This window comes from Streptomyces sp. NPDC059852, assembly GCF_042731455.1.
Taxonomy (GTDB): domain Bacteria; phylum Actinomycetota; class Actinomycetes; order Streptomycetales; family Streptomycetaceae; genus Streptomyces.
Genome location: NZ_JBHWJK010000019.1, coordinates 1 through 25,661, shown reverse-complemented (window position 1 = coordinate 25,661; position 25,661 = coordinate 1). Strand labels below are relative to the sequence as shown.

Below are 25,661 nucleotides of genomic sequence, written 5' to 3'. Positions count from 1 at the left end.
CTCGGTCACTCCGTGATGGTGGGCGCCGCGTGCAGGAAGGGACGGAGCTCCAGCCACTCGTGGATCGGCTTCCCGCCCGCGCCGGGGGCGGCGGACAGCTCGCCGGCGAGTTCGACGGCGCGGTCGTAGCTGTCGACGTCGATCACCATCCAGCCGGCGATGAGGTCCTTGGTCTCCGCGAACGGCCCGTCGGTGACCGGCGGGCGCCCCTCCCCGTCGTAGCGGACCCAGGTGCCCTCGGGGGCCAGCGCCTGTCCGTCGACGAACTCGCCGGTCTTCTCCAGCCGCGCCGCGAAGTCGTTCATGTACTGGATGTGCGCGGAGACCTCCTCGGGGGTCCAGCGGTCCATCGGCACGTTGTTCACCGCGTCGGGGGCGCCGCGGTAGTGCTTGAGAAGCAGGTACTTGGCCATGACGGTCTCCTCGGTACGGACACGAACCATTGTGGTCGCGTTCCTACCGGGGACGGAGCCGGTCACGGGTTCTCGACATCACCGGGGAAGTTTTTTTTCGGAGCGTCTTTCGTTCGAAAGTCTCTGCGATTTCGGCCGGGTCGCGCCTACGCTCTCCTCATGTTCCTTCACCGAGCGTTACGAACGGTCCTGGTCCTCGTCATCGCCCTCACCGGCGCGCTGGGCGCCGGCACGGGCACCGCGCTGGCCGGGGACGGCCGGGCCCCCGCCGATCAGCGCCCCCGGCACGACGGACAGCTGCTCTACTTCAACCACGCCTACGGCGTGCTCGACCGGGAGACCGCCGACGCCATCGAACACTCCGCGTATCTGAGGGAGTTCGCGAACTTCCAGGTCCGCACCACCACGGGCGCCGACGGACAGGTCTGGACGGGCCGGTACCTGATGGGCCGCGAGACCTATCTCGAGCTGTTCGGCGTGGGCGACGTGCCCGGCCAGGACGGCGAGCTCGGCGCGGGCGGCCTCGGCATCTCGGCGGAGCGGTCCGGCGACCTGGACCGCGCGGCCGAGCGGCTGCCGGGCCTGGGCGTCCCGGAACCGATCGCGTTCCGGCAGACCCGCGACTTCGGCGACGGCGTCCCGGTGCCGTGGTTCGACGCGGTCCTCACCACCGGGGAGTACGACGGCTTCGGCGCCTGGGGGATGGAGTACCGCCCGGAGTACTTCGCGGACCCGCGCGGCACCACCGAACCAGCCTCCTACCCCGGTGACGTGGGCCGGGAGCGCTATCTGCCCGACGCCTACCGCGACCACCCGATGCGGGACGTCGGCTCGATCCGGCTGGCGGTCACCCGGCGCGACCTCGACAGCACGGTGCCGCTGCTGCGGGCCGGCGGCTTCACCGTCCACCCGGCACCGGGCGGCGGGATCGTCGCGCAGGGCGGCGGGACGACGATCCGGTTCGACGCGGTGCCGCGTGAGGAGGCGGGCCTGCGCGAGGTGACGTTCGCGCTGAACGGCTCCGAGGCGTCCCGGCACGTGGAGCGCATCGGCCGCTCGGTCCTCACCGTGGGCCCGGGCCCACGGGCCGTGTGGACGTTCGGGCACTGAGCGGGGCGGCCCGGCGGAGCGGTGGTCACCGGCCCGCCGGGCATCTCACAGAGCCGTGCCCCGGCCCGCCCGGGTCGCGTCCGCGCCCCAGCTCGCCAGCAGCCGCAGCCCCTGCGCCGACGATGAGCCGGGCTCGGCGTAGTACGTGGTCAGATGCTGCTCGGTGCCGTCCGACAGCTGGAAGGAGTCGAAGTTCAGGGTCAGCTCGCCGACGAGCGGATGCCGCAGGCGCTTGACGCCGTAGGTCTTCTCCTTGACGTCGTGGACGGCCCACAGCCGCCGGAACTCCGCGCTCTTGACGGAGAGTTCGCCGACCAGCGCGGACAGCCTCGGGTCGTCCGGGTGGCAGCCGGCGTCCATGCGCAGGTAGCCGACCATGTCGGACGCCTTCTGGTCCCACTCCACGAACAGCTCGCGGTAGTCGGGCCGCAGGAACACCATCCGGGCCCAGTTCCGCTCCTGCGCCGGCAGCTCCCCCCAGTCGCCGAAGACGGCCGCGGCCATCCGGTTCCAGGCGAGGATGTCCGAGCGGCGGCCGGTGATGTACGCGGGGACGCCGTCGATCGACTCCAGCAGATGCCGCAGCGCCGGCCGCACCTGCTCGGTCCGGGTGGACGGCTTCCTCTTGTGCTGCTTCGGCTTGGTCAGATGCAGGAGGTGCGCGTGCTCGGCGTCGCTGAGCCGCAGCGCACGCGCGATCGCGTCGAGGACCTCGGCGGAGACATTGCGCCCGTTGCCCTGTTCCAGCCGCGTGTAGTACGCCACGGACACCCCGGCCAGCTGCGCCAGCTCCTCGCGCCGCAGCCCCGGCACCCGCCGGTGCCGCCCGAAGTCCGGCAGCCCCACGTCCTGCGGCTTCAGCCGGGCCCGCCGGGTGCGCAGGAACTCGCTCAGCTCGGCGCGCGGATCCAGTCCCGCCCCGGCGCCGGCCCCTGACTCGGATACGGGCTGCTCGTCCATGCCCCCGAGTATCGCCGGTCGTACGCACGCGAGCCTGACCCCGCCGGTGGTAGGAACAGCGGACGTACGCACACCCGGGGGCTGGGTGGCCGCGGCCCGTCCGGGCAGGCTGGACGCCGTGCCCGGACACAGCACCCCAGGACGTACCGGGTACGCACGCCGAACCCCCTGAGGAGATCCCCGGCATGACCACCGTCGCCGCGTACGCCGCACCCGCCGCCAAGGCTCCGCTGGAGCGCACCACCATCGAGCGCCGCGAGGTCGGCGCGCACGACGTCCTGATCGACATCAGGTTCGCCGGCATCTGCCACTCCGACATCCACCAGGCCCGGGAGGGCTGGGGCGAGGCGATCTTCCCGATGGTGCCCGGCCACGAGATCGCGGGCGTCGTCTCCGAGGTCGGCTCCGGGGTGACGAGGTTCCAGGTCGGCGACCGGGTGGGCGTCGGCTGCATGGTCGACTCCTGCCGTGAGTGCGAGAACTGCGCGGCGGGCCTGGAGCAGTACTGCCTCGAGGGCAACACCGGCACCTACAACGCGATCGGCCGGGACGGCGAGCCGACCTACGGCGGCTACTCGGAGAAGATCGTCGTCGACGAGAACTTCGTCGTCCGCGTCCCCGACGGGCTGGCCCTGGACGTCGCCGCGCCCCTGCTGTGCGCCGGCATCACCACGTACTCCCCGCTGCGCCACTGGAACGCCGGCCCCGGCAAGAAGGTCGCGATCCTCGGCATGGGCGGCCTCGGGCACATGGGCGTGAAGATCGCGCACGCGCTCGGCGCCGAGGTGACGGTCCTGTCGCAGTCCCTGCGCAAGCGGGAGGACGGTCTGCGGCTGGGCGCCGACCACTACTACGCCACCAGTGACGGCGCCACGTTCAAGGAGCTGCGCGGCACCTTCGACCTCATCCTGTCCACGGTGTCGGCGCCGCTGGACCTCGACCGGTTCCTGTCCCTGCTGCGGACGGACGGCGCCTTCGTGAACGTCGGCGCCCCCGAGGAGCCCGTCGCCCTGAACCTGTTCTCGGTGATAGGCGGCCGCAAGACGCTCGCGGGCTCCGGCATCGGCGGCATCCGCGAGACCCAGGAGATGCTGGACTTCTGCGCGGCGCACGGCATCGGCGCCGAGATCGAGCTGATCGGCGCCGCCGAGATCAACGAGGCGTACGAGCGGGTGCTCGACAGCGATGTGCGGTACCGCTTCGTGATCGACACGGCGACGATCTGAGCGGTCCCCGGCCCCGGTCGCGGGACGCAGGACCCTGGGAGGAGGACCGCCCCCGTCCGGGGACCGATGTGCCGGGAACGAGTGGCGGCCTAGCGTGACTCGCGGAACGACCGAACCGGTCCCACGAGGAGGCAGCCCGATGACCGTCCGGCTCGACCACACCATCGTCGCCGCGCACGACCAGCAGGCGTCGGCCCGGTTTCTCGCCGACATCCTCGGCCTGGAGGTGGGCCCGCGCTACGGGCCCTTCGTCCCGGTCGCGATCCCGAACGGGGTGACCCTGGACTTCCTGGACTCCCCCGGCACCGTCACACCGCAGCACTACGCGTTCCTGGTGTCGGACGACGAGTTCGACGCGATCTTCGGCCGGATACGGCGGGCCGGGCTGACCTACTGGGCCGACCCGCACCACCGCCGGCCCGGTGAGATCAACCGCAACGACGGCGGCCGGGGCGCCTACTTCGAGGACCCGAACGGCCACAACCTGGAGATCCTGACGGTCCCCTACGGCGGCGGCTGACGCGGAGCACGGAACGGGGGGCGCCCACCGCTGGGCGCCCCCCGTTCCGGTGCGGGATCTACTTGCCGTAGTAGGCGTTGTAGATCGAGATCGTCGCCTTGTTGCCCTTCTTGTCGGCGACCTTGCCGTGGAAGGAGATCCCCTTCCCCTTGCCGGGGTTCTTCACGGTGATCTTCCCGTTCCTCACGTCCAGCTTCTTCCAGGTCTGCCCGTAGTCGTAGGACACGTAGACGTGCAGCGACTTCAGGTTGCGGCCGGCCGCGGCGCCGACGACGGTGACCGGGAAGGTGACCTTCCTGCCGGCCTCGGCCCGGCTGTCCAGCCCGGTCTTCGCGCCGAACCGCACGGTGGAGGCCGGGAGGGCCACCTGGTCACCGGACGGCTTCTTGGAACGGAACGTCCAGCTCGCGTCGATCCGGGTGGAGGCGGCGGCGACCTTGACGCTCCGCTTCACCGAGGTCGTCAGCCGGTACTCGGCGTCCGCCGCGGGCACCTTGAACGACTCCCCGAGCAGCGGATCGGCATTGGTGCCGATCTTGCTGCCGTCGCGGTAGAGGTTCGTGGTGACCGAGGTGACGTCGGACGACCCGGCGTGCTTGTTGGCGTCGGCGAACAGCGGCAGGAAGCCGTAGATCTCGTTGCCGGCGCGGAACAGGCCGTAGTCCTTGTTGATGTGCGGGCCGAAGACGGCCGTGTTGAACGTCTTCGCGTAGCTCTTGCCCGCCGTGAAGGTCTGCGGGTCGCCCAGCGTGTAGTAGGCGTCGACGATCGGGAGGCCGTCCGCGTCCCGGCCGGAGTACTGCTCCATGTCGAACGTCCACTGGATCCTGTCGGACGTCGACACGTACAGCGTCCGGGTGCCGGGCAGCTTCTGCTCGACCGGCGTCGCGAACACGATGTCGTCGGGGAGGAAGCCGACGGGAAGCAGGGCGCCGGTCTTGCCGGGGGCGGCGGCGCCGAGGCCGTTGGACACCTTGGCGAGCTCACCCGCCGTGAAGTGGCGGACCTTGTGCCCCTGGATCTTCTTCACCTTCGCCGAGGTGGCGACGTCGTACTCGGTGGCGGCGCCCTTGGTGTACTGGGCGTTCCAGGTCTGGGTCAGACCGCTCGCGATCTCCGGGCCCAGGTGGGCCATGCGCAGGTCGGCGAAAGAGCCGGCGGCGGCGGCGATGCCGATGCCCGCCGTGTCGTAGAAGTAGCCGGAGGCGGCGAACACCGGTTCGGCCCGCGGATCCGGCACGGTGATGTCGGCCGACCTCGTGGTGCGCGCGTCGATGGTCAGGGTGGTGTCCCGGGTGACGTTCAGCTTGGGCTGGACCACCCAGTCGAGGCCGCCCTCCATGGTCACCAGGTCCTTGGCGATCCAGGCGTCCATCAGGTAGGCGCCCTTGGGCACGCGCAGCTCGACCGTGCCGGAGGCGGCCGTGGGCACCTGGTAGTAGCGCTCGTTCGCCAGACCCGAGAAGCCGATCAGGGCCGTGTTGTACTCGGGCGCGGGCTTGCCGTCGCGGCCGATGTGCTTGACGGTGACGTCGTACGACTCCACCTCGCGCTGGACCGCGGCGGCCGTACGGACGCTCTGCCCGCCGCCCGTCGCCGTCACGTACGCCGAGTAGGCGCCGTCCACGGTGCCGCCGAGGCGGGTGTCGACGGTGAGGTCCACCGTGGCCCTGCCGCCCGCCGGGACCGTCACCTCGGTCGCGCCGAGCTCGAAGAAGCCCGCCGGGGCGGCGTGGCCCTTGGGGTCGGTGGCCTTCACGGCGAGCTGGAGCGTGACGTCCGTGGTGCCGAGGTTGCGGTACGTCAGCTTCCGGGCGTCCGGCTTGTCGTCGGTGTGCGGCCACTGCTGGGTGCCGAAGCTCACCGACACCGGTTCGGCGACCACGTTCTGCTTGATGGCCTTGTCCACCTGGATGCGGCCCGCGCCCTGCTGGAACGGCGTGTACGCGCCGCCCTTCGCGGAGCCGGTCAGAGCGCCCTTCAGCTCGCTGTACGTCCAGTCGGGGTGCTGCTGCTTGAGGATCGCCGCCGCACCCGCGACATGCGGGGTCGCCATCGAGGTGCCCTCGATGGTCACATAGCCGGGCGGGTTCTCCCCGACCTCCTGCGCGATGACGCTGCCCTTGGCGGAGGCGGCCGTGATGTCCACGCCGGGCGCGGTCACGTCCGGCTTGACCGCCCCGTCGCCGGCCCGCGGGCCGGTGCTGGACCAGGGGGCGAGGGCGTCCTTGTCGTCGACGGCGCCGACGGTGAGCGCGGCGTCCGCGCTGCCGGGCGAACCGATCGACTCCGGTCCCGCGTTGCCCGCGGCGATGGTGAACAGGACGCCCTTCTCGGCGGACAGCTTGTTCACCGCCGCCTCCAGGGGGTCGACCTCGGGGGTGTCGGTGCCGCCCAGGCTCATGTTGACGATCTGGGCGCCCTGGTCGGCGGCCCACTCCATGCCGGCGAGGATGCTCGAGTCGTCGCCGTAGCCGTCGTCGTCGAGGACCTTGCCGTTGAGGATGCGGGCGCCGGGTGCGACGCCCTTGTACTTGCCGCCGGACTTGGCGCCGGTGCCCGCCGCGATGGACGCGACATGGGTGCCGTGCCCGACCTTGTCGGTGGTGTCCCGGGCCGGGCTGAAGTTCTTGGCGGCGACCACCTGGCCGTTGAGATCCGGGTGGGTCGCGTCGACCCCGGTGTCCAGGACGGCGATCTTGACGCCCTTGCCGTCGTAGCCGGCCGCCCACGCCTTGGGGGCGCCGATCTGCGCGACGGACTTGTCGAGGCTGGCCCTGCGGACGCCGTCGAGCCAGACGTGCGCGATGCCGGAGGCGGTGCGGTCGCCGTCGGTGAGGGCGTCCCACAGACCTGGGGCGCCCTGGTCGGTGGTCTGCACGGCGTCCGCGTTGAGGGACCTCAAGGTGCGCCGCAGGGTGCCCGCGTCCCGGACGTCCGCCTTGGCGCCGGCGGCGGCCCCCCGGTAGCCGACGATGACCTTCGGGCCCTTGGCGCCGGAGGCGGCGGTGCGCGACCTCGTCAGCTCGGTGACGTCGAACAGGCGCCGGTCGAGCGTGCCGTCGGCGACCAGCCCGGCCGCGTCGGCCGGTATCACGAGGGTGTGCCCCTGGATGCGGCGTATCTGGACGGGTATGTGCGTGCGTCCCTTCGCCCGCTCCAGGCCGACGACCCGGCCCTTGGCGTCGACCGCGACCCGGTCGCCCGTGATCAGGGTGACGCGGTGCGGGGACGGGGTGGAGGCGGTACCCGAGGGGCGCTGCTCGGGCTGGGCGGACGCGGGGCCGGTCGTTCCCGCGGCGAGGGCGAGGGCGGCCGCCGAGGAGACGGCGGCCACGCATGCTCGTCTGACGTGTCTGCGCAAGTTTCCCCCTTGCAGAAGAACCGGGTGAGTTCCCGTCTCACCCGTCCGGGGGTGGTCTCGTACGCATGCGCGTCGCCCCCCGGAGCACGCAGTATGCCGAGGGGCGATCTCACGCCTCAAGGGAACGGGGGGAGTTGGCCGGCGGACCGGGCGACTGTTACGTGACCGGCCCAACTCCGTTACGCAGTCGCGGGGTCAGGCTTTGGCGTTCTCCTTGACAGTGATGCGTCCCTTGCGGATGGTCGCCACCCGCGGGGCCTTCCGAGCGATCGCGGAGTCATGGGTGACCATGATGAACGTCAACCCCAGCTCCTGCCACATGCGTTCGAGCACCTCCATGATCTCGTCGCGCATCGACTCGTCGAGATTTCCGGTGGGCTCGTCGGCGAGAAGCACCTTGGGCCGCTTCACGAGGGCGCGGGCGACGGCCACGCGCTGCTGCTGCCCGCCGGACATCTCGGACGGCAGATGGCCGAGCCGCTCGCCGAGGCCCACGGAGTTCAGCGCCTCGGCGGCCCGCTCCCGCCGCTCGCGGCCCCTCAGGCCGAGCGGGACCAGCGCGGTCTCGACGTTCTCCTGGGCGGTGAGGGTGGGGATGAGGTTGAAGGACTGGAAGACGAAGCCGATGTTCTCGCTGCGGACCCGGGTCAGCCGGGCCTCGGGCAGCCCCGCCAGGTCGGTGCCGTCGAGGACGACCTCGCCGGAGGTCGGCCGGTCGAGGCCGCCGAGCATCTGCAGCAGCGTGGACTTGCCGCCGCCGGTGGGGCCCTGGATGACGAGCCGGTCGCCGTCCGGGATGGTGAGGTCGATGCCGTCGAGGGCGAGGACGGCGTCCTTGCCGCGGGTGTAGCGCTTGGTGACGTTCCTGAGTTCGTACATGGTGGCTCCTGGGTCGGGTTCGGGGTGGGGCGCGTCGTTCCCGGCCGCTACTCGACGCGGCGCAGGGCGTCCGCGGGGCGCAGGCGCGAGGCCCGCCAGCCGCCGAACGCGCCCGCGACCAGGCCGCCCGCCACCGCGAGGCCGACCGCCAGGCCCACCGTGGTGAGGCTGACCGGGGCGGTCAGGGCGACCTCGAGCGTCCGGGCCGCGCTCTGGCGTCCGGGGCCGCCGAAGCCGGCCACGCCCCCGGGACCGCCCATGCCACCGGAGCCGCCGCCGCCCAGCTCCGCCTGGAGCGTCGGGCTGACCGCGGTCACCGCGTAGGCGCCGGCGAGGCCCACCGCGATACCGAGGACGCCGCCGAGCAGCCCGTTGACGACCGCCTCGCCGACGACCTGCCGGGTCACCCGGCCCGACTTCCAGCCGAGCGCCTTGAGGGTGCCGAACTCCCGCACCCGGCGCGAGACCGCCGAGGAGGTCAGCAGCCCGGCCACCAGGAACGCGGCCACGAGCACCACGACGGACAGCCAGGTGCCGACACGGGTGGCGAGCGAGGACGCCGTGGACAGGGAGCCGGACACCGTGTCCGCGAGGTCGGCGGACGTCGTCACCGTCGTACCGGAGACGTTCTTCTGGATGGCCGACTTCACGGAGTCGATGTGCTGGGAGTCGGTGGCCTGCACATAGATGGTGGTCACCTTGTCCTTGGCGTCGGCGAGGGTCTGCGCCCGCTTCAGCGGCATGTACAGGTTGGCCGCCGCGTCCCCGCTGTCGGGGGTGGCGATGCCGATGACCGTGAACTTCGTGCCCTTGACCGTGACGGTGGAACCGGTCTTGAGCTTCTTCTCCTTGGCGTAGGAGGTGTCGGCGATCACGACCTTGGCGTCGGTCTCCGTCGCCTTGAACGTACGGCCGCTGGTGATCTTCGAGGTGGTCAGCGGGCCGAGGCCGGTCCGGGTGACGTCGGCGCCGTAGACGGAGTAGCTGTTGACGTCGAAGTCGGCGCCGCCGCCGCGCACTTCGCCCCCCGGCTGCCCGGTGCCGCCCTGTCCCGGGAGCCCGCCCCGCTCTCCGCCGCCGGAATCCTGCTGGAACTGCCCACGGGTGAACTCGCCGCTCACCTTCAGGACCTGCAGGCTGAGCCCGCCGACCGCGTCGGCGACACCGTCCTGCTTGCCGACCTTGGTGACGGTGGAGGCGGGCAGCGTCTGGAAGCCCTGGACCATGACGCGGTCGCTGGACTGCTCCTCGCCGGAGTCGTCGTCCCGGGCGTCGAACCGGAAGCGTGGGCGGTCGGACGCGCTCGGCGCGGGCTCGGCGGCCTTGGTGACGGTCATGTCCGTGCCCAGGCCGTACAGGGACTGCAGGACCTTGTCCTGGGCCCTGCTCATGCCGGAGGACACCGAGGTGACCACGATGACCAGCGCGATGCCCAGCGCGAGCCCGGAAGCGACGACGAGGGCCGCCTTTCTGCGGCGGCGCAGCTCGCGCCTCAGGTAGGTGAAGAACATGCGCCGCAAGCTATGGGCGGCGCCTGATGAAGGGATAAGGCCGCGATAAGAGAGGGATGAGAAGGCCCCCACGGCCCGCACGGCCTCCCGCACGGCCCCCGGAAACGCCGATGCCGCCCCCAGGGGCGGCATCGGGTCGTGCGGGGACGGGGGTGGCTCAGACGGCCGAGCCGGCCTTCCACTGGGCCCAGTCGAGGTTCCAGCCGTTGAGGCCGTTGTCCGGGGCGATGGTCTTGTCTCCGGTGTTCTGGACGACGACGACGTCACCGACGATGGAGTTGTTGAAGAACCAGTAGCCGGCGGTGCCCTTGTCGTTGGCGCCCTTCGTGTCGGACAGGCCGACGCAGCCGTGGCTGGTGTTCACGCTGCCGAAGATCGACTTGGCGCCCCAGTAGTTGCCGTGGATGAAGGTGCCGGAGGTGGACAGGCGGATGGCGTGCGGCACGTCCTTGATGTCGTACTCGCCCTTGCCGTCGTCGTCCGTGAAGCCCACGGTCGCGCCGTTCATGCGCGTCTCCTTGAACTTCTCCGACATCACCATGACGCCTTCGTACGTCTTGTTCTCGGGGGAGCCGGCCGAGATCGGGATGGTCTTGACGACCTTGCCGTCCTGCGTGACGCGCATCTGCTTGGTCTTCGCGTCGACGTAGGAGACCTGGTTGCGGCCGATCGTGAAGTTGACCGTCTTCTGCTGGACGCCGTAGACGCCGTCGGCGCCCTCGACGCCGTCCAGGGCCATCTTCAGGGTGACCGTGGAGCCTTCCTTCCAGTAGTCCTGGGGACGGCAGTCCATGCGCTTGTCGTTGAACCAGTGGCAGACGACTTCCTGGCCGCTGGTGGAGTTGACGGAGACGGCCTTCTGCACGGCGGCCTTGTTGGTGATCGCCTTGTCGAAATTGATCGAGACGGGCATCCCGACGCCGACGGTGGAGCCGTCCTCCGGCGTGAAGTAGCCGAGGAAGCTGTTGGCCGGGGAGACGGTGGTGAAGGAGCCGTTCTCGTGGGCCGCCAGGCCCTTGGCGTCCTCCGCGGTCACCTGGATCTTGTACGTGGTCGAGCGCTTCAGCGGGCCGCTGGGCTTCCAGCTCGTCTTGTCCGCGGATATCCGGCCCTCGACGGCGGCGCCGTCGGCGGTCGTCATCTTCACCTCTGTGAGCGAGCCCTTGCTCACGGTGACGGCCGCGGAGTTGTTGATGGAGGCGTTGTCGGTGCCGTCCTTCGGCGTGATCTTGATCTGCGCCTCGGAGGTCTTCTTGGCGGCGGCCTCGTCGACCTTCGCCTGCGAGGTGTCGCCGCCGCCGGAGGCGCCGTCGTCACCGCCCGAGCAGGCCGAGAGCACCAGGACACCGCCGAGCAGAGCGGACGCGGCCGCCAGGCCCTTGCGCCGCTTGCTGTTCGTCATCACACGCTTCTCCATCGTTCCCGAATCCCCATACGCCCGAGAGTCCCCGTCAAGGATCTTCAACGCTACGACCGGTCCGTCCCGTTCCACATCCCTGTCATGTGTGGGGCACACCACCTCGGCCGTGGCCGGTGGTGCTGATCGCGGTGCGCGCGCCCCATGAGACGACGGAACCCCGGGCGGCGGTTGCCGTCCGGGGTCACGATTTCCCCAAGACGCCTCAGCCGGCCCGCGTGGGACCTTCGTCGTCGAAGTCCTCCTCGCCATCATCCTCGCCGAGGTCCCACTCGGGCGAATCCGGGTCGTAGTCGATGGACTCGGTCGACCAGGACGCCTGGGTGAGCTCGATCCCCGGCACCTCACTGACCAGGTCGAACGGATCCACGAGATAGGCCAGCGCCTCGGCAGTGTCTTCCGTCACAGCGGTCTCGGCGTGCGCCCGCTCGTCGTCGGGCAGACCGCCCTCCGCGGCCTCGCCCTCGATGCGCCCCAGCGCGGCGTCCCGCACGGCACCCTCGTCGTCCACTTCCACGACGAGCTCCAGACGAAGGCGTACAAAACGCGTGTTTTCCGGTGTACTCATACCCGGAGCGTACGGCTCATTTCTCCCGTGACTTTCCCGTGACCCGCGACTTTCACTACCATCGGCCCACACGGCCAATTCGCCGCTAGCGCAAGGGGATCGATATTCCGTGTCCGCCGCTCACCGATCGTCGTCCACCGCACGCCGATCGCTGCTGACCGCCACCGCCGCGGGAGCCCTGCTAGGCGCCCTGTGGTTCGTGCCCTCCGCGAACGCCACGGGCGGGGAACCGGCGAGAACGGAACCCACGGCGGCCCCCTCCGTCCAGGTCACCCAGCAGGCGCGCGCCGCCTCCACCAGCACGGACGGCACCGCCGGGACCACGCAGGACACCCGGCTCGCCGATACCGGAAGCTTCGACACCACCCCGTACATCGTGGGCGGGACCGCCTTCCTCGCGCTCGGCGCGGGGTTCGTCGCCTACTCGGTGCGCCGCGAACATCTCGGCTTCTGAAAGATCTTGACGATTCTTTGACTCGCCGTTCATAGTCCGATCATGAAGAGATCATCGGGCGTGCGTGCAGCCGCCACGGTTGTTGTGAGCGCGCTGTCGCTCGCCCTTGTCACGGGGTGCGGTGGGGGGTCTGACGACGCGTCGAACGGGTCGGACGGGCAGGCCGCGAAGGACACGAAGGCCGCGAAGGCGCTCAGCGCCGCGGAGTTGAAGAAGGCGATCATCGCCGACGGCGATGTCGAGGGCTACAAGGTGGACGCCTCTGGCAAGCAGCTGCCGAAGTCCAAGGACCAGGTCAAGAGCGCCGACGAGAAGTGCGCGCCGATCGCCTACGCCATGGGGGGCTTGGCGCCGGGCGACTCGGCCTCGAACGCCGCCGTCATGGTCCAGCAGGACAAGCAGAAGCCCACCGGCGACGCCTCCAAGTCCCTGGAGGACCTGACGGAGAGTGAGATCGAGGACTCGCTCACCGACGCGATGAGCCTGGACATGACCGTCGTCGGTCTGTCCTCGTACGACGGTGACGGTGCCGAGCAGACCTTCACGTCCGTGTCGGACGCGGTGGACGGCTGCGCGGGCGGCTTCACCCTGACCATGCAGGGCACGGACCAGAAGCTCACCAAGCTCACCTCCGAGAAGGCGTCCGGCGCGGGCGACGAGTCGGTCGCGTTCACGGTGTCGAGCGACGCCGAGGACGGTGACGTCGCCACGACCCACGTCGAGGTGGTGCGGCACGGCGCGACGATCGCGACGTACTACACGATGAACATCGGCCTGATGATGACGGACAAGACGTACAGCGTCCCCGCCGCCATCATCGAGGCGCAGGCGGCCAAGCTGAAGTAAGGTCCCGCACGCCGCAGAAGGGGCCCCGTCGTGCGACGGGGCCCCTTTTCGCCGTCACGGGACGGCCGGTGTCTCACTGGAGCGGGCCGGTGACCTTCTCCACGGCCGCGACCAGCTGCCCGGTGCGCACGAAGGCGTCCGCCGCTTCGAGGTCGGGGGCGAGGAACCGGTCGGGCCCGGCGCCCTGGACGCCCGCCGCCCGGACGGCGCCGATGACCTCGCGGGAGGCCGGCGCCGGGGTGAGCCCGTCGCGCAGCTCTATCGCGCGCGTGGCCGCGTACAGCTCGACTGCGAGGACGCGCGCGAGGTTGCCGACGGCGGTGCGCAGCTTGCGGGCCGCCGACCAGCCCATCGAGACGTGGTCCTCCTGCATGGCGGACGACGGGATCGAGTCCGCCGAGGCCGGTACGGCCAGTCGCTTCATCTCGCTGACCAGGGCGGCCTGCGTGTACTGGGCGATCATCAGGCCCGAGTCGACACCGGCGTCGTCGGCCAGGAACGGCGGCAGCCCGTGGCTGCGGTTCTTGTCGAGCAGCCGGTCGGTGCGGCGCTCGGCGATGGACGCGAGGTCGGCGGCGGCGATGGCGAGGAAGTCGAGCACGTAGGCGACGGGCGCACCGTGGAAGTTGCCGTTGGACTCCACTCGGCCGTCGGGCAGCACCACCGGGTTGTCGACGGCCGAGGCGAGTTCGCGCTCGGCGACCAGCCGGGCGTGCGCGAGCGTGTCCCGTCCGGCGCCGGCGACCTGTGGGGCGCAGCGCACGGAGTAGGCGTCCTGGACGCGGGGCGCGTCGTCCTGGTGGTGCCCGGTGAGCTCCGAACCCTTCAGCACGGCGGCCATGTTGGCGGCGGAGGCGCCCTGCCCGGGGTGGGGGCGGATGGCGTGCAGCTCGGGCGCCAGCACCCGGTCGGTGCCGAGAAGGGCCTCCAGCGAGAGGGCTGCGGTGACGTCGGCGGACTTGTAGAGGGTGTCGAGGTCGGCGAGGGCCATGATCAGCATGCCGAGCATGCCGTCGGTGCCGTTGAGGAGGGCGAGGCCCTCCTTCTCGCGCAGTTCGACGGGCTCGATGCCGTGCGCGGCGAGGAGGTCGCGGGCGGGCCGCACGACGCCGTCGGGGCCCTCGGCGTCACCCTCGCCCATCAGCGTGAGGGCGCAGTGCGACAGCGGGGCGAGGTCGCCGGAGCAGCCGAGGGAGCCGTACTCGTGGACGACGGGCGTGATCCCGGCGTTGAGGACGTCGGCCATGGTCTGCGCGACCTCCGGCCGTACGCCCGTGTGGCCCGAGCAGACGGTCTTCAGGCGCAGGAACATCAGCGCCCGCACGACCTCCCGCTCCACACGGGGGCCCATGCCCGCGGCGTGCGAGCGGACGATGTTGCGCTGCAGCTGCGCCCGCAGCTCCGGGCTGATGTGCCGGGTCGCGAGGGCGCCGAAACCGGTGGAGACGCCGTAGACGGGCTCGGGCTTGGCCGCGAGCGCGTCCACGATCTCGCGCGCGGCGGCGAGGGCCGCGAGCGCCTGCGACGACAGCTCGACGCGGGCTCCGCCGCGTGCCACGGCGAGGACGTCGGACGCGGTGACCCCGGACGTCCCCACCACCACAGTGTGCATATCCATATTCAGGAGCGTACGCAGTGAAGACGAAGATGTCACTACTGGGTGACCGCTCCACCCCTTACCGCTCCACCCCTCACCGGCGCCCCGGTCACGGCACCCGCCCGCGGAACCGCCGCCGCTCCACGGCCCCCTCCCCGGAGGGCTCCGCGTCGGCGAGCCGCACCACCGGATCGTCCGGTCCCTCGCGCCCCGCGACCACGGGCCGCTCGGCCCGCACCGCCTTGGCACGGTACTGGGCGGCGTCCGCGAGCCGGAACAGCCGCCGCGCGCTGCGCACCGGGCCGATCGGGTCCTCGGTGGACGCGACCCCGCACGCCACACCCTCGCCCAGCTCCAACTCGGCCGCTCGGCGGCAGAGTTGGTCGGCGGCCTTCACCACGTCGTCCGCCGGGGAGCCGACGGCCAGCAGACAGAACTCGTCCCCGCCGAGACGGGCGGCGAGCGCGCCCGGCAGCATGGCCCCGCACAGGGACAGCACCGAGCCGAACCGCTCCAGCAGCCGGTCGCCGACGGCGTGGCCCTGGGTGTCGTTGACCCGCTTGAGCCCGTTCAGATCGCACACGACGAGGGAGACGACGACCCCGTCCACGCGGTGCCGCTCCACGGCCTCCTCCAGCCGGACGTCGACGGCTCGGCGATTGGCCAGCCCGGTGAGGGAGTCGGTGAACGCCAGCCGCCGGGCCTCCTCCAGCCGCTCGCTCTGCGCGAGTCCGGCGGCCACCACCGAGGCCAGCACGGTCGCGAAGTCGGCGTCGCCCCGCTCGAAGACGGGGACCCCGGCGGGGCGCGCCACGTACAGCTCCCCCCAGGCCCGCCCGTGCAGCACGATCGGCGCGACCACACAGCAGCCCCGGCCGCGCCGGCGCAGCGCGGCGACCCGCTGATGGCAGTATCCGGGGTCGCCCGCGGCGGGCCCCTCGGCGGTCTCCACCCAGGCGTCGGGCTCGCCCCCGGCCGCCCACCGCTCGTGCAGGAACTCGGTGATCTCCGGGAACTGGTGGACGGGATACGTCTCCTCGGCGGGGAACTCCTCCTCGCCCTGGGTGCGGTCCCCCACGTTCACGAGGACGCGCAGCCGCCCGAGCTCCCGCTCCCACACCGACAGCGCGGCGAAACTCCCCGCCAGCGCCCGGCACGCCCCGAGTGCCGCCGCCCGCCAGGACTCGCGCGGGGTGTGCGCCGCCGCCATCCCCTGGGCCAACGCGACCACGGCCGCGAGCCGTCTGTCCTCACCCATCTCCCCAGGCTAGGGAGCTTTGCCCTTCTTTGGGACATTGGTGTGGCGAACGGGGCGCTCAGCGGGACACCGCCGCGCCCGTCACTCCCCCGGCCACTGGGGCTTGCGCTTCTCGTTGAAGGCGGCCACGCCCTCCGCGCGGTCCCCCGAGAACGCCACCGACCGCCAGGCCGCGTCCTCGACCTCCAGCCCGGCCCGCAGATCCATCCCGAAGCCCAGGCGCAGCGCCTTCTTCGCGGCCCGCAGTCCGACCGGCGAGTTGGCGGCCATCCGGGCGCCCAGCGCCAGCGCCTCCTCGCGGTCGCGCCCCTCCTCGACGAGCACGTCGACCAGGCCCAGCTCACGGGCCTCCGGGGCCTCGACCCGGCGCGCGGTGAAGATCAGCTCGGCCGCGCGGGCGGCCCCGACCCGGCGCGGCAGCAGCTGCGTGCCGCCGCCCCCGGGGATCACGCCGACCGACACCTCGGGCAGACCCACCACGGCCGTCGGGTCGGCCACGATCACGTCGCAGGAGAGCGCCAGCTCGAAGCCGCCGCCCAGGGCGAAGCCGTGCACGGCCGCGACGGTCGGCACGGGCAGCTCCAGCACGCCCGTGTACGCGCCGCGCGCCACCGGGCGCTGCCGCACGAGGTCGGCGTCGCTGAAGGAGTTGCGCTCCTTCAGGTCCGCCCCGACGCAGAACGCCCGTTCGTGCGTGGAGGTGACCACCACGACCCGTACGTCACGGTCGGCGCCCAGCGCGGCGCAGGCACCCGCGATCGACCGGGCCATCTCCGTCGACACGGCGTTCATGGCCTTGGGCCGGTCGAGGGCCAGCTCCGCGACATGCCCGTCCCCGTGCCGCCGCACCAGGACGAACTCCCCGAACCGCTCCTCACTCATGACACCCTCCGGTTAACGCGGGTTAACAACGCTCGCCCCGATCATCGCAGCCCGGCCCCTCCGGGGAAAGGCCCACCGCGCACGGGTCCCGCACCAGGTCCCGACACTCGTTCGAGTGACATCCCGCCCAAGTCCCGCCCCACCCCTCACAGCACCGCATAACGTGCCCGACACCACGGCGCCTCGGGGGCACAGGCGCGTTGGGAGGGGTCGCGATGGGCAACACGGCGGACAGACCGAAGGAACGGGCACCGGGCCGGATACCGGGGTCGCGTGCGACGGACGCGGACGCGGACGCGGGCGCACCGCAGCCGTCCCGGCCCACGACGTACGGAACGGGGTCACCCCGGAGAACCCCGGACACCACCCCGACGGGCACCCCGAAGCCGGTGCCGCCGGCGACCAAGGCGCACCCCTCGGACACGGCCGCTGCGGCCACGGCCGACCGGGCCCCGCAGCCGGCCAAGGCCACGGCACCGAAGCCGACCCCGGCCCCGGCGCAAGACCCAGGGCCGGCCACAACCAAGCCTTCGCAGCCGCCCGAGGACACGAGCACCACACCCGAGCCGCCCCAGCCCTCGAAGCCGGTCACCGCTGGCCCCAGCCAGAAGCGGCCCCCCGCCGAGACCGCAGGCAGCTCCACAACCGAAACCAAGCCTTCAGGAGCGTCAGAGGCCGCGGCCACGACATCCAGGTCTCCCCGACCCTCGACGCCGACCCCTGCTGGACCCCGCCAAAAGCGGCCCCCGGCCAAGACACCGGGTAGCGCCACAGCGGCAGCCGAGGCACAGGGTCTGCCCACAGCCGCCGTCAAGCCTTCCCGACCGCCCGAGGACACGAGCACCACACCCGAGCCGCCCCAGCCCTCAAAGACAGCCGCTGCCGCGAAGGCTCAGGGCCCCACCGACGCCGCCGACGGCACCCCCGGCGAAGCCGGGACGGATGCGTACCCCCGGTTCTTCGGCCGCCGCGGGCGGCACCGGCGGCGGCCTCGCCGCAAGGCCCTGCTCGCGGCCGGCGGGCTGGCCCTGGCCGCCGGGGCGTTGAGTCTCGTACGGCTGGCGCCCGAGACGGGGATTCCGGGGCTGGGGCCGGCGGACCCCGCGGACGCGCCGGACCTCGCCATCGGGGCCGGAGACCCCGGTGGCGGTACGGACCGCTCCACGGAGGCCGCGGCCACGCTCGCCCCGTCGGCCCGGGCGCACCCCAGCCCGTCGGCCACGTCGGCCATGGGCGGCCTGGGCACCACACCCACCGCCGGTTCGATCCTCGTGCCGACCGCGACGGCGACGGCGAGCGGGACGCGGTCCCCCGCACCCGGCGCGACAGGCGACGCCCCGACTCCTCAGGCGCCGCCGGCCGCCACGGAGCCGTCCCGGCCCGCGCCCACGACGCCGCAGCATCCCCCGGCGCCCGGCCGCCCCACCCCGTCAGCGACCCCGGCACCGGCTCCGCAACCGTCGGAGCCCGACGACCGCGGCGTCTGTGTGCCGGTCATCGGGCTCTGCATCGATCTGTTCGGTTCCAGCGGCAAGGGCTGAGGGGGGCGGGCCGGGGCTCACTCCTCCCCGGGTGGCGTCCTCCGGGTCAGCAGCCACGGTTCGACGACCCCGAGGCCACGCACGGGGCGCTGCCACATCGGCTGGAGCGCGAACCGGTACACCGGGGGCTCCTCGCCCTCCTTCTCGGCGGTGGCGGCCGCCTCCGCCGCCTCGGCCTCCGAGGCGGGGGCCTCGCCGGTCCGGATCAGCTCCTCCGCGAACGCGCTGTCCACGAGGACGGCGTCACGGGGGGCTATGGAGGTCAGCCGGGAGGCGAGGTTCACGGTCGTGCCGAAGACATCGCCCATCCGGGTGGTCACGGTGCCGAAGGCGATGCCGACCCGCAGCTCCGGCATGGTCTCGTCGTGGGCCATCGTCTCGATGAGCCGCAGCGCGATCTCGGCGGCGACGCCCGCGTCGTCGGCGGCGTACAGCACCTCGTCGCCGAGCGTCTTGATCAGCCGTCCGCCGTTCGCGGCGACCAGGTCGGCCGCCGTGGTCTCGAAGGCCTCGACGAGCTCGCCGAGCTCCTCCTCCTCCATCCGGCGGGTCAGCCGGGTGAAGCCGACGAGGTCGGCGAAGCCCACGGCCAGCCGCCGGTCGACCATCTCCTCGTCGTCGGCGGCCTGCACGACCCGGCCGGTCGCGGCGGCCAGCTGGCGCCGCCAGACGTAGACGAGGAACTCCTCCAGTTCCGGCAGCAGCAGCTCGACCAGCGGATAGGTGACCTCGGTACGGGTCATGCCGGGTTCCGGCGGCTCGGTCAGGCCCTCCAGGAAGGAGTCGATCTGCCACTCCGCGAGCCGGGCCGTGGTCTGCCCGGTGGACCGGGCCACCTGCACGGCCATCGCCTCGCTGAGCAGCCCCGCCTCGACCAGACCGGCGAGGCGCCGCAGCGCCAGCACGTCGGCCTCGGTGAGCGCCTTGGCCTGCCCGATGTCGGCGAAGCCCATGGCCCGCCAGAAGCGGGAGGCCAGCTCCATGGAGACCCCGGCGCTGCGGGCCGCCTGGAACGGGGTGTAGCGCCGCTCGGCGCCGAGGATGAGCTGTTCCAGGCGCAGGGCGAGGGGGTCCTCGCCCGGTTCGGCGGCGTGGGGGTCCACGCGGCCGTCCCCGCCGGAGCCCGTGTCGTCGACGGTCACGCCTGCTGCCCTTCCGATCTGCCGCGGTCGAGTAAGCGACCGGCCTTCACTTTACGGCAGGTGTGCGCCAGCTCACTCCGTCGGGGAAAGCCGGCCCTGCCCTGCCGCCGCTGGTGGGGTACCCGGACGGCCACGGTCCGATCCGGCGCACGCCGGCCCGTCCCGGCTTCCGCTTCGCGCCCCGAGCGCCCGTACGGCCTCCGTCACGCCCGGCGCAGATGCACGATGTCGCCGGCGCCCACCGGCTCCTGCACGCCCTCTCCGGTCGCGATCACGAGCCGTCCGTCGCCGTCGAGCGCGACGGCCTCCCCGGTGATCGCCCGGTCGCCCGGCAGTTCGGCCCGTACCTGCTTCCCCAACGTCGCACACCCGGCCGCGTACGTCTCCTGGAGTCCGCTGGCCACCGGGTCGCCGCTCGCGGCCGTCCACCGTCCGTACCACTCCTCCAGGGACCGCAGCACGGCCCGCAGCAGGGGGTCCCGGTCGGTGCTGACGGCGCCCGCGAGCGCCAGCGAGCCGGCCTGGGGCACCGGGAGCTCGTCCGCGCGCAGGGTCACGTTGATGCCGACGCCGATGACCACGCCGTCGTCACCGGCCCGCTCGGCCAGGATGCCGCCGGCCTTGCGTTCCTCGCCGCCGACGGTCAGCAGCAGGTCGTTGGGCCACTTGAGTGCCGTGTCCACGCCCGCCGCGCGCGACAGCCCGGTCGCCACGGCGACGCCGGTGAGCAGCGGCAGCCACCCCCAGCGGGTCACCGGCACCCCGGCCGGGTCCAGCAGGACGGAGAAGAACAGCCCCGAGCGGGCCGGAGCCGTCCACTCCCGGTCGAGGCGGCCCTTGCCGGCCGTCTGCTCCTCGGCGATCAGGACCGTGCCCTCGCCGGCCTCGCCCTTGGTGGCCAGCTCCACCAGGTCGGTGTTGGTGGAGCCGGTGCGCGCCACGATCCGCACGTCGCGCCAGAGTCCGCCCTCGCGGACGAGTCCCCGGCGCAGCGCGGCGGCGTTGAGCGGCGGACGGTCCAGGTCCGACCAACGGCTGTCGTCTGATGCATCTCGCGGCGTCATGCAAGCCACCCTAGGTGTGTGAAACGCCGCACTGCTGATCCGCGGACCCCCCACTACTCTACGGATGAGTAACCGTCCCCCCTTTTGAGCAGGCAGGGAGCCGCGATCCCGATGTCCGAGCCGGAAGAGCAGATCGACATCCACACCACCGCGGGCAAGCTCGCGGATCTCCAGCGCCGCATCGAGGAGGCGACGCACGCCGGCTCCGCACGTGCCGTCGAGAAGCAGCACGCCAAGGGCAAGCTGACGGCCCGTGAGCGCATCGAACTCCTCCTCGATGAGGGGTCGTTCGTCGAGCTCGACGAGTTCGCCCGGCACCGCTCCACCAACTTCGGGCTCGACGGGAACCGCCCGTACGGCGACGGCGTGGTGACCGGCTACGGCACGGTCGACGGGCGTCCGGTGGCCGTGTTCTCGCAGGACTTCACCGTCTTCGGCGGCGCGCTCGGCGAGGTCTACGGCCAGAAGATCGTCAAGGTCATGGACTTCGCGCTGAAGACCGGCTGCCCGGTCATCGGCATCAACGACTCCGGTGGCGCCCGCATCCAGGAGGGTGTGGCCTCGCTGGGGGCGTACGGCGAGATCTTCCGCCGCAACACGCACGCCTCGGGTGTCATCCCGCAGATCAGCCTGGTCGTCGGCCCGTGCGCGGGCGGCGCGGTCTACTCCCCGGCGATCACCGACTTCACGGTGATGGTCGACCAGACCTCGCACATGTTCATCACCGGCCCGGACGTCATCAAGACCGTCACCGGTGAGGACGTCGGCTTCGAGGAGCTGGGCGGCGCCCGCACCCACAACTCGGCGTCCGGCGTGGCCCATCACATGGCCGGCGACGAGAAGGACGCCATCGAGTACGTCAAGCAGCTGCTGTCGTACCTGCCGTCCAACAACCTGTCCGAGCCTCCGGCGTTCCCGGAGGAGGCGGACCTGTCGGTCACGGACGAGGACCGCGAGCTGGACACGATCGTGCCGGACAGCGCGAACCAGCCGTACGACATGCACGCGGTGATCGAGCACGTCCTGGACGACGGCGAGTTCTTCGAGACGCAGGCGCTGTTCGCCCCGAACATCGTCACCGGTTTCGGCCGGGTCGAGGGCCGTCCCGTCGGGATCGTCGCGAACCAGCCGATGCAGTTCGCCGGCTGCCTGGACATCGCCGCGTCGGAGAAGGCGGCGCGGTTCGTGCGCACCTGCGACGCCTTCAACGTGCCGGTGCTGACCTTCGTCGACGTGCCCGGCTTCCTGCCGGGCGTGGACCAGGAGCACGACGGCATCATCCGCCGCGGCGCCAAGCTGATCTACGCGTACGCCGAGGCGACCGTCCCGCTGATCACGGTCATCACCCGCAAGGCGTTCGGCGGCGCCTACGACGTCATGGGCTCCAAGCACCTGGGCGCCGACCTCAACCTGGCCTGGCCGACCGCGCAGATCGCCGTGATGGGCGCGCAGGGCGCGGTCAACATCCTGCACCGCCGCACCATCGCCGAGTCGGACGACCCGGAGGCGACCCGTGCGCGGCTGATGCAGGAGTACGAGGACACCCTGCTCAACCCGTACGTCGCGGCCGAACGCGGGTACGTCGACGCGGTGATCATGCCGTCCGACACCCGTCTGCACATCGTGCGCGGTCTGCGTCAGCTGCGGACGAAGCGGGAATCCCTGCCTCCGAAGAAGCACGGCAACATCCCCCTCTAGTCCCGCTGGGAGCCGTCATGAACATCAAGGTGCTCCGGGGCAACCCGACACCGGAGGAGCTGGCCGCCGCACTGGCGGTGGTCCGCGCCCGCGCCGCGGCGGCGGCAGCCGTGCCGCCCGGCGCACCCGAGCCGCGGGACGGGTGGTCGGACCCGTCCCGCATCGCCGCACACCGGCTGCCCCAGCCGGGCCCGTCCACGTGGGCCCGGACGTACTGGCCCGGTTGACAGGTCAGACGGCCGCCGCGACGGCTTCGGCCATCACCTCGTACCCGGCGTCGTTCGGGTGCAGGTGATCGCCGAAGTCGTACGCGGGGCGCAGCCGGTCCGGGTCCGCCGGGTCGGCCAGCGCCCGGTTCAGGTCCACGACCGTGTCGTACTCCCCCGAGCCGCCGATCCAGGCGTTCAGTTCGCGGCTGACCCCGGCCGCGTGCGGGCCCCAGTGGTCGGAGCCCGCGAACGGCGGCAGGGTGCAGCCGGCCACCCGCAGCCCGGCCGCTCGGGCCTGCCGCAGCACCTCCCGGTGCCCCGCGATCAGCTCGGCCGCCTCCACCACGGGCGCCGGCTTGTAGGTGGGCTGTTCGTCGGTCTCGCTGAAGCCGATGTCGTTCAGCCCGAGCAGCACGACGAGGGTGTCCACGCCCGGCCGTTCCAGCACGTCCCGGCGCAGCCGGGCCACGCCCCGCTCGCCGTACCAGGCGGAGTCGTGGAGCAGCAGGTTCCCGCCGATGCCCGCGTTCAGGACGGGCCGTCCGGTGCGGGCGGCGAGCGCGTCGGACCAGCGCCGGTCGGCGCCCGGCGTGGAGCCGAACCCGTCGGTGATCGAGTCCCCGAAGAGCGCGACGGCGTCCGTGCGCCCGGCGTCGGTCTCCACCGCCGTCAGGAAGTACCAGGAGGCGCTGACCTCGTCGAAGCCAGCCCCGGCGGGATCCGCCGTCAGGTCGCCGGGGCCGCGGTGGGCGTCCGCGAAGGCCTGGGCGTGGAACGTGACGGGGCCGGTGGCGGCCTCGAAGTACAGGGTGACGGTCAGCGACTCCCCCGCCCTGACGGCGAGCGAAACGGCGTCGCTGACGAGTTCCCCGCGCGCCGGTACGGCCGCCTCGGGCGACCCCCCGAAGGTGAGCCGGGTCAGCGTCCCGGACCGTACGGCGCCCCCGGGTGCCGTACGGCCGACGCTCGCGGCCGCGATCCGCACGGCCGAGCTGCCGTACGCGTGCCCGAGCCGTATCCGCAGCCGTCGCCCGCCCGCCGACAGCCGGACGGCCTGCCGCAGCGACTGGCGCCAGAAGCCCTCCCGGGACCAGTTGGGGGTGAAGCCCTCGCTGGGCAGCTGGGGTGCGGCACTCCAGGACGTGGTGAACACGCGAGCCTCCAAACGGAATCAAAGTGCCATTAGCTAATGGAACACTAGCACCGTTAAGGGAAAAGCTGAGTACGCGTACTCAGGCGCCGGGCACGGCGCCCGACCGACGATGGAAGGCATGCTGTGGTCCGACCCCGAGAACGAGCCGCCCGAGGAACTGCGCGAGATGCAGGACAGGTTGCGGCGGCTGGGCGTTCTCATGGCACTGGCCATGGTCCTGACGATGATCGTCATCGGGTTGAGGTGAGCACGCCCCGGCCCGCCGATACGCTGACGGCATGACTGATCAGCCGCGCCGCCGACTCGTCCTCGCCTCCCAGTCCCCCGCCCGGCTCAACCTCCTGCGCCAGGCCGGGCTGGCCCCCGAGGTCATCGTGAGCGGGGTCGACGAGGACGCCGTCACCGCCCCCACCCCCGCCGAGCTGGCCCTCGCGCTCGCCGAGGCGAAGGCCTCCGTCGTGGCGGCCCGCCCCGAGGTCCAGGGCGCGATCGTCATCGGCTGCGACTCGGTCCTCGACCTCGACGGGCAGGCGCTCGGCAAGCCTGCCGACGCCGAGGAGGCCACCGCCCGCTGGAAGGCCATGCGCGGCCGCGCGGGCACGCTCCAGACCGGCCACTGCGTCTACGACACGGCCGCCGGCCGCTACGCCTCGGCGACCGCCTCCACCGTCGTCCGCTTCGGCGAGCCGACAGACGAGGAGATCGCCGCGTACGTGGCCTCCGGCGAACCGCTGCACGTCGCCGGGGCGTTCACCCTGGACGGCCGCTCGGCCCCGTTCATCGACGGCATCGAGGGCGACCACGGCAACGTCATCGGCATCAGCCTGCCCCTGGTCCGGCGGCTGCTCGGCCGGCTCGGCGTCGGGATCACGGAGTTGTGGGCGCCGGCGGAGGCGTGACCGGAGAGCCGCCGTCCGCGGGGCCGTCGCCGTCCCCTCCGGACGGGGCACCGGCCGGCTTCGCGGGCGCGCCCTGACCGTCGTACGTCATCAGGACCAGCACGATCAGGGCGAACACGACGACCATGAAGAGGAACGCCGTCCAGCCCACCAGACCCCACGCGAACGCGCCCAGCAGCGCGTGCACCACGGCGGCGCTGATCAGCAGGACACGCCCGAAGCCGGCGGGCGCGCGGTCGCGCAGGGCCACGAGCAGGGCCACCAGACCGCACAGCGCGAAGTAGGCGCCGAAGACGACACCGCCCACCTTCGACGACACCGACATCACGTCAGGATCGAGACCGGCCAGGGACATGTCCTGGCGGTCGACCACGATGCCGAGGAACCAGTTCAGCGCCCCGATGCCGAGCGCCTCGACGAAGAGCACGACCGCCACGACCCATGCCACCGGCCTGCGCACCACCGGTCCCACCCACTTCCGAGCTCACCGAGCGCCGCCCCGGCCCATCCGGGCGCGGCCACTGTTACCCCAAGTACGTTTCGAGACATCGCGAACGCTACTAACGGGTAAACCTCGGGACAAGGGTTCGGGCGGGGGCAAAGAATCATTGGGCCATTCGTAGGGATTCCACAAAGAAACCGAGTGGCCCGCAGCACGTGATGACAGAGACCTTGACCACAGCGGAGGGCTAGGGTTTTCCGGGAGAGACCTGCGTGCCGAGGCGCGACATGGGATTTCGCAGGGTGGGCCGACCCGGAATCACGCTCCGTGTGGGCAAGGTCACCACTGGGGACGGGTCGAAGTGCCGTGTCGGCAGTCCCTAAACTCGGCTTGTTTCAAGGAGGGAGCCTCAATCGTGCGCAAGGTGCTCATCGCCAACCGTGGCGAAATCGCTGTCCGCGTGGCCCGGGCCTGCCGGGACGCCGGGATCGCGAGCGTGGCCGTCTAC

General features: G+C 72.0%; 25 protein-coding genes. 11 read left to right on the top strand and 14 right to left on the bottom strand.

Features of this window, described 5'->3' with window-relative positions; all coding sequences use genetic code 11:
- Nucleotides 1–5: 5 nt before the first annotated feature.
- Nucleotides 6–413: a YciI family protein gene (locus tag ACFV46_RS23300; protein WP_361926526.1), complete on the bottom strand. Its 408-nt coding sequence runs from the start codon at nucleotides 411–413 to the stop codon at nucleotides 6–8.
- 159 nt (nucleotides 414–572) lie between these two features.
- Between ACFV46_RS23300 and ACFV46_RS23295 the strand changes: the two genes are divergently transcribed.
- A complete protein-coding gene (locus ACFV46_RS23295; protein WP_385499515.1) occupies nucleotides 573–1,523 on the top strand; it encodes a DUF5829 family protein in 951 nt (316 codons plus the stop codon).
- A 45-nt stretch (nucleotides 1,524–1,568) separates the two neighbouring features.
- Here the strand turns inward: ACFV46_RS23295 and ACFV46_RS23290 are convergent, their stop codons facing one another.
- Nucleotides 1,569–2,483: a helix-turn-helix domain-containing protein gene (locus tag ACFV46_RS23290; protein ID WP_376729579.1), complete on the bottom strand. Its 915-nt coding sequence runs from the start codon at nucleotides 2,481–2,483 to the stop codon at nucleotides 1,569–1,571.
- 185 nt (nucleotides 2,484–2,668) lie between these two features.
- Here ACFV46_RS23290 and ACFV46_RS23285 point away from each other — a divergent pair, with 185 nt between their 5' ends.
- Both ACFV46_RS23285 and ACFV46_RS23280 read left to right on the top strand, forming a co-directional pair.
- On the top strand, nucleotides 2,669–3,709 hold the full coding sequence (locus tag ACFV46_RS23285) for an NAD(P)-dependent alcohol dehydrogenase (protein WP_385499514.1): 1,041 nt from the start codon (nucleotides 2,669–2,671) through the stop codon (nucleotides 3,707–3,709).
- A 139-nt stretch (nucleotides 3,710–3,848) separates the two neighbouring features.
- Nucleotides 3,849–4,229: a VOC family protein gene (locus ACFV46_RS23280; protein WP_361926536.1), complete on the top strand. Its 381-nt coding sequence runs from the start codon at nucleotides 3,849–3,851 to the stop codon at nucleotides 4,227–4,229.
- A gap of 58 nt (nucleotides 4,230–4,287) precedes the next feature.
- On the opposite strand, the gene ACFV46_RS23275 is transcribed toward ACFV46_RS23280, so the two are convergent.
- From ACFV46_RS23275 to ACFV46_RS23255, 5 genes are all read right to left on the bottom strand, one after another.
- A complete protein-coding gene (locus tag ACFV46_RS23275) occupies nucleotides 4,288–7,593 on the bottom strand; it encodes a S8 family serine peptidase (RefSeq protein WP_385499513.1) in 3,306 nt (1,101 codons plus the stop codon).
- 195 nt (nucleotides 7,594–7,788) lie between these two features.
- A complete protein-coding gene (locus ACFV46_RS23270; protein WP_376729577.1) occupies nucleotides 7,789–8,472 on the bottom strand; it encodes an ABC transporter ATP-binding protein in 684 nt (227 codons plus the stop codon).
- A 47-nt stretch (nucleotides 8,473–8,519) separates the two neighbouring features.
- The gene (locus ACFV46_RS23265; RefSeq protein ID WP_385499512.1) at nucleotides 8,520–9,983 is read right to left on the bottom strand and encodes an ABC transporter permease; all 1,464 of its coding nucleotides are present in this window, start codon (nucleotides 9,981–9,983) and stop codon (nucleotides 8,520–8,522) included.
- Between the two features lie 157 nt (nucleotides 9,984–10,140).
- Entirely contained in the window at nucleotides 10,141–11,400 is a 1,260-nt protein-coding gene (locus ACFV46_RS23260; RefSeq protein ID WP_385499511.1) for an Ig-like domain-containing protein, read from the bottom strand.
- Between the two features lie 205 nt (nucleotides 11,401–11,605).
- Nucleotides 11,606–11,968, bottom strand: a complete 363-nt coding sequence (locus ACFV46_RS23255; protein ID WP_361926549.1) for a hypothetical protein — start codon at nucleotides 11,966–11,968, stop codon at nucleotides 11,606–11,608.
- A gap of 109 nt (nucleotides 11,969–12,077) precedes the next feature.
- Here ACFV46_RS23255 and ACFV46_RS23250 point away from each other — a divergent pair, with 109 nt between their 5' ends.
- Together ACFV46_RS23250 and ACFV46_RS23245 are read left to right on the top strand one after the other, a co-directional pair.
- Nucleotides 12,078–12,422, top strand: a complete 345-nt coding sequence (locus tag ACFV46_RS23250) for a hypothetical protein (protein ID WP_376729574.1) — start codon at nucleotides 12,078–12,080, stop codon at nucleotides 12,420–12,422.
- A gap of 42 nt (nucleotides 12,423–12,464) precedes the next feature.
- Nucleotides 12,465–13,268, top strand: a complete 804-nt coding sequence (locus ACFV46_RS23245) for a hypothetical protein (RefSeq protein WP_385499509.1) — start codon at nucleotides 12,465–12,467, stop codon at nucleotides 13,266–13,268.
- Nucleotides 13,269–13,341: 73 nt separating this feature from the next.
- Here ACFV46_RS23245 and hutH read toward each other — a convergent pair whose 3' ends face one another.
- From hutH to ACFV46_RS23230, 3 genes are all read right to left on the bottom strand, one after another.
- Nucleotides 13,342–14,880 carry a histidine ammonia-lyase gene (gene hutH, locus ACFV46_RS23240; protein WP_385499569.1) on the bottom strand — a complete coding sequence of 513 codons (1,539 nt, stop codon included), beginning with the start codon at nucleotides 14,878–14,880 and terminating at the stop codon, nucleotides 13,342–13,344.
- A 94-nt stretch (nucleotides 14,881–14,974) separates the two neighbouring features.
- Nucleotides 14,975–16,123 carry a diguanylate cyclase domain-containing protein gene (locus ACFV46_RS23235; RefSeq protein WP_385499508.1) on the bottom strand — a complete coding sequence of 383 codons (1,149 nt, stop codon included), beginning with the start codon at nucleotides 16,121–16,123 and terminating at the stop codon, nucleotides 14,975–14,977.
- Between the two features lie 81 nt (nucleotides 16,124–16,204).
- Entirely contained in the window at nucleotides 16,205–17,005 is an 801-nt protein-coding gene (locus tag ACFV46_RS23230; protein ID WP_151785580.1) for an enoyl-CoA hydratase/isomerase family protein, read from the bottom strand.
- Between the two features lie 1,043 nt (nucleotides 17,006–18,048).
- Between ACFV46_RS23230 and ACFV46_RS23225 the strand changes: the two genes are divergently transcribed.
- On the top strand, nucleotides 18,049–18,546 hold the full coding sequence (locus tag ACFV46_RS23225) for a hypothetical protein (protein ID WP_385499507.1): 498 nt from the start codon (nucleotides 18,049–18,051) through the stop codon (nucleotides 18,544–18,546).
- A gap of 17 nt (nucleotides 18,547–18,563) precedes the next feature.
- Here ACFV46_RS23225 and ACFV46_RS23220 read toward each other — a convergent pair whose 3' ends face one another.
- Nucleotides 18,564–19,688 (bottom strand): adenylate/guanylate cyclase domain-containing protein, encoded by a 1,125-nt coding sequence (locus tag ACFV46_RS23220; protein ID WP_361926562.1) that lies wholly within the window; start codon nucleotides 19,686–19,688, stop codon nucleotides 18,564–18,566.
- 203 nt (nucleotides 19,689–19,891) lie between these two features.
- Nucleotides 19,892–20,752 carry a biotin--[acetyl-CoA-carboxylase] ligase gene (locus ACFV46_RS23215; RefSeq protein WP_361926565.1) on the bottom strand — a complete coding sequence of 287 codons (861 nt, stop codon included), beginning with the start codon at nucleotides 20,750–20,752 and terminating at the stop codon, nucleotides 19,892–19,894.
- Between the two features lie 111 nt (nucleotides 20,753–20,863).
- On the opposite strand from ACFV46_RS23215, the gene ACFV46_RS23210 reads away from it, so the two are divergent.
- Nucleotides 20,864–22,450 carry an acyl-CoA carboxylase subunit beta gene (locus tag ACFV46_RS23210; protein WP_361926568.1) on the top strand — a complete coding sequence of 529 codons (1,587 nt, stop codon included), beginning with the start codon at nucleotides 20,864–20,866 and terminating at the stop codon, nucleotides 22,448–22,450.
- Nucleotides 22,451–22,467: 17 nt separating this feature from the next.
- Complete coding sequence (locus tag ACFV46_RS23205) at nucleotides 22,468–22,677, top strand: acyl-CoA carboxylase epsilon subunit (RefSeq protein WP_151785576.1); 210 nt, start codon at nucleotides 22,468–22,470, stop codon at nucleotides 22,675–22,677.
- A 4-nt stretch (nucleotides 22,678–22,681) separates the two neighbouring features.
- On the opposite strand, the gene ACFV46_RS23200 is transcribed toward ACFV46_RS23205, so the two are convergent.
- Complete coding sequence (locus ACFV46_RS23200; RefSeq protein WP_385499506.1) at nucleotides 22,682–23,812, bottom strand: SGNH/GDSL hydrolase family protein; 1,131 nt, start codon at nucleotides 23,810–23,812, stop codon at nucleotides 22,682–22,684.
- A gap of 118 nt (nucleotides 23,813–23,930) precedes the next feature.
- On the opposite strand from ACFV46_RS23200, the gene mmpB reads away from it, so the two are divergent.
- Nucleotides 23,931–24,059, top strand: a complete 129-nt coding sequence (gene mmpB / locus ACFV46_RS23195; protein ID WP_086869350.1) for a morphogenic membrane protein MmpB — start codon at nucleotides 23,931–23,933, stop codon at nucleotides 24,057–24,059.
- 31 nt (nucleotides 24,060–24,090) lie between these two features.
- Nucleotides 24,091–24,711 (top strand): nucleoside triphosphate pyrophosphatase, encoded by a 621-nt coding sequence (locus ACFV46_RS23190; protein ID WP_361926574.1) that lies wholly within the window; start codon nucleotides 24,091–24,093, stop codon nucleotides 24,709–24,711.
- Here ACFV46_RS23190 and ACFV46_RS23185 read toward each other — a convergent pair.
- Nucleotides 24,680–25,159, bottom strand: a complete 480-nt coding sequence (locus tag ACFV46_RS23185; protein WP_361926576.1) for a hypothetical protein — start codon at nucleotides 25,157–25,159, stop codon at nucleotides 24,680–24,682. The genes ACFV46_RS23190 and ACFV46_RS23185 overlap by 32 nt on opposite strands.
- Before the next feature lie 409 nt (nucleotides 25,160–25,568).
- Between ACFV46_RS23185 and ACFV46_RS23180 the strand changes: the two genes are divergently transcribed.
- On the top strand, nucleotides 25,569–25,661 hold a 93-nt coding region (locus ACFV46_RS23180), incomplete at its 3' end, for a biotin carboxylase N-terminal domain-containing protein (RefSeq protein ID WP_280842533.1).

What these genes read in the sequence shown, in the direction of transcription:
- ACFV46_RS23300 (WP_361926526.1), bottom strand. Translation starts at nt 413, where the DNA reads ATGGCCAAGTACCTGCTTCTCAAGCACTACCGCGGCGCCCCCGACGCG.
- ACFV46_RS23295 (WP_385499515.1), top strand. Translation starts at nt 573, where the DNA reads ATGTTCCTTCACCGAGCGTTACGAACGGTCCTGGTCCTCGTCATCGCC.
- ACFV46_RS23290 (WP_376729579.1), bottom strand. Translation starts at nt 2,483, where the DNA reads ATGGACGAGCAGCCCGTATCCGAGTCAGGGGCCGGCGCCGGGGCGGGA.
- ACFV46_RS23285 (WP_385499514.1), top strand. Translation starts at nt 2,669, where the DNA reads ATGACCACCGTCGCCGCGTACGCCGCACCCGCCGCCAAGGCTCCGCTG.
- ACFV46_RS23280 (WP_361926536.1), top strand. Translation starts at nt 3,849, where the DNA reads ATGACCGTCCGGCTCGACCACACCATCGTCGCCGCGCACGACCAGCAG.
- ACFV46_RS23270 (WP_376729577.1), bottom strand. Translation starts at nt 8,472, where the DNA reads ATGTACGAACTCAGGAACGTCACCAAGCGCTACACCCGCGGCAAGGAC.
- ACFV46_RS23265 (WP_385499512.1), bottom strand. Translation starts at nt 9,983, where the DNA reads ATGTTCTTCACCTACCTGAGGCGCGAGCTGCGCCGCCGCAGAAAGGCG.
- ACFV46_RS23260 (WP_385499511.1), bottom strand. Translation starts at nt 11,400, where the DNA reads ATGGAGAAGCGTGTGATGACGAACAGCAAGCGGCGCAAGGGCCTGGCG.
- ACFV46_RS23255 (WP_361926549.1), bottom strand. Translation starts at nt 11,968, where the DNA reads ATGAGTACACCGGAAAACACGCGTTTTGTACGCCTTCGTCTGGAGCTC.
- ACFV46_RS23245 (WP_385499509.1), top strand. Translation starts at nt 12,465, where the DNA reads ATGAAGAGATCATCGGGCGTGCGTGCAGCCGCCACGGTTGTTGTGAGC.
- hutH (WP_385499569.1), bottom strand. Translation starts at nt 14,880, where the DNA reads ATGCACACTGTGGTGGTGGGGACGTCCGGGGTCACCGCGTCCGACGTC.
- ACFV46_RS23235 (WP_385499508.1), bottom strand. Translation starts at nt 16,123, where the DNA reads ATGGGTGAGGACAGACGGCTCGCGGCCGTGGTCGCGTTGGCCCAGGGG.
- ACFV46_RS23230 (WP_151785580.1), bottom strand. Translation starts at nt 17,005, where the DNA reads ATGAGTGAGGAGCGGTTCGGGGAGTTCGTCCTGGTGCGGCGGCACGGG.
- ACFV46_RS23215 (WP_361926565.1), bottom strand. Translation starts at nt 20,752, where the DNA reads ATGACGCCGCGAGATGCATCAGACGACAGCCGTTGGTCGGACCTGGAC.
- ACFV46_RS23210 (WP_361926568.1), top strand. Translation starts at nt 20,864, where the DNA reads ATGTCCGAGCCGGAAGAGCAGATCGACATCCACACCACCGCGGGCAAG.
- ACFV46_RS23205 (WP_151785576.1), top strand. Translation starts at nt 22,468, where the DNA reads ATGAACATCAAGGTGCTCCGGGGCAACCCGACACCGGAGGAGCTGGCC.
- mmpB (WP_086869350.1), top strand. Translation starts at nt 23,931, where the DNA reads ATGCTGTGGTCCGACCCCGAGAACGAGCCGCCCGAGGAACTGCGCGAG.
- ACFV46_RS23190 (WP_361926574.1), top strand. Translation starts at nt 24,091, where the DNA reads ATGACTGATCAGCCGCGCCGCCGACTCGTCCTCGCCTCCCAGTCCCCC.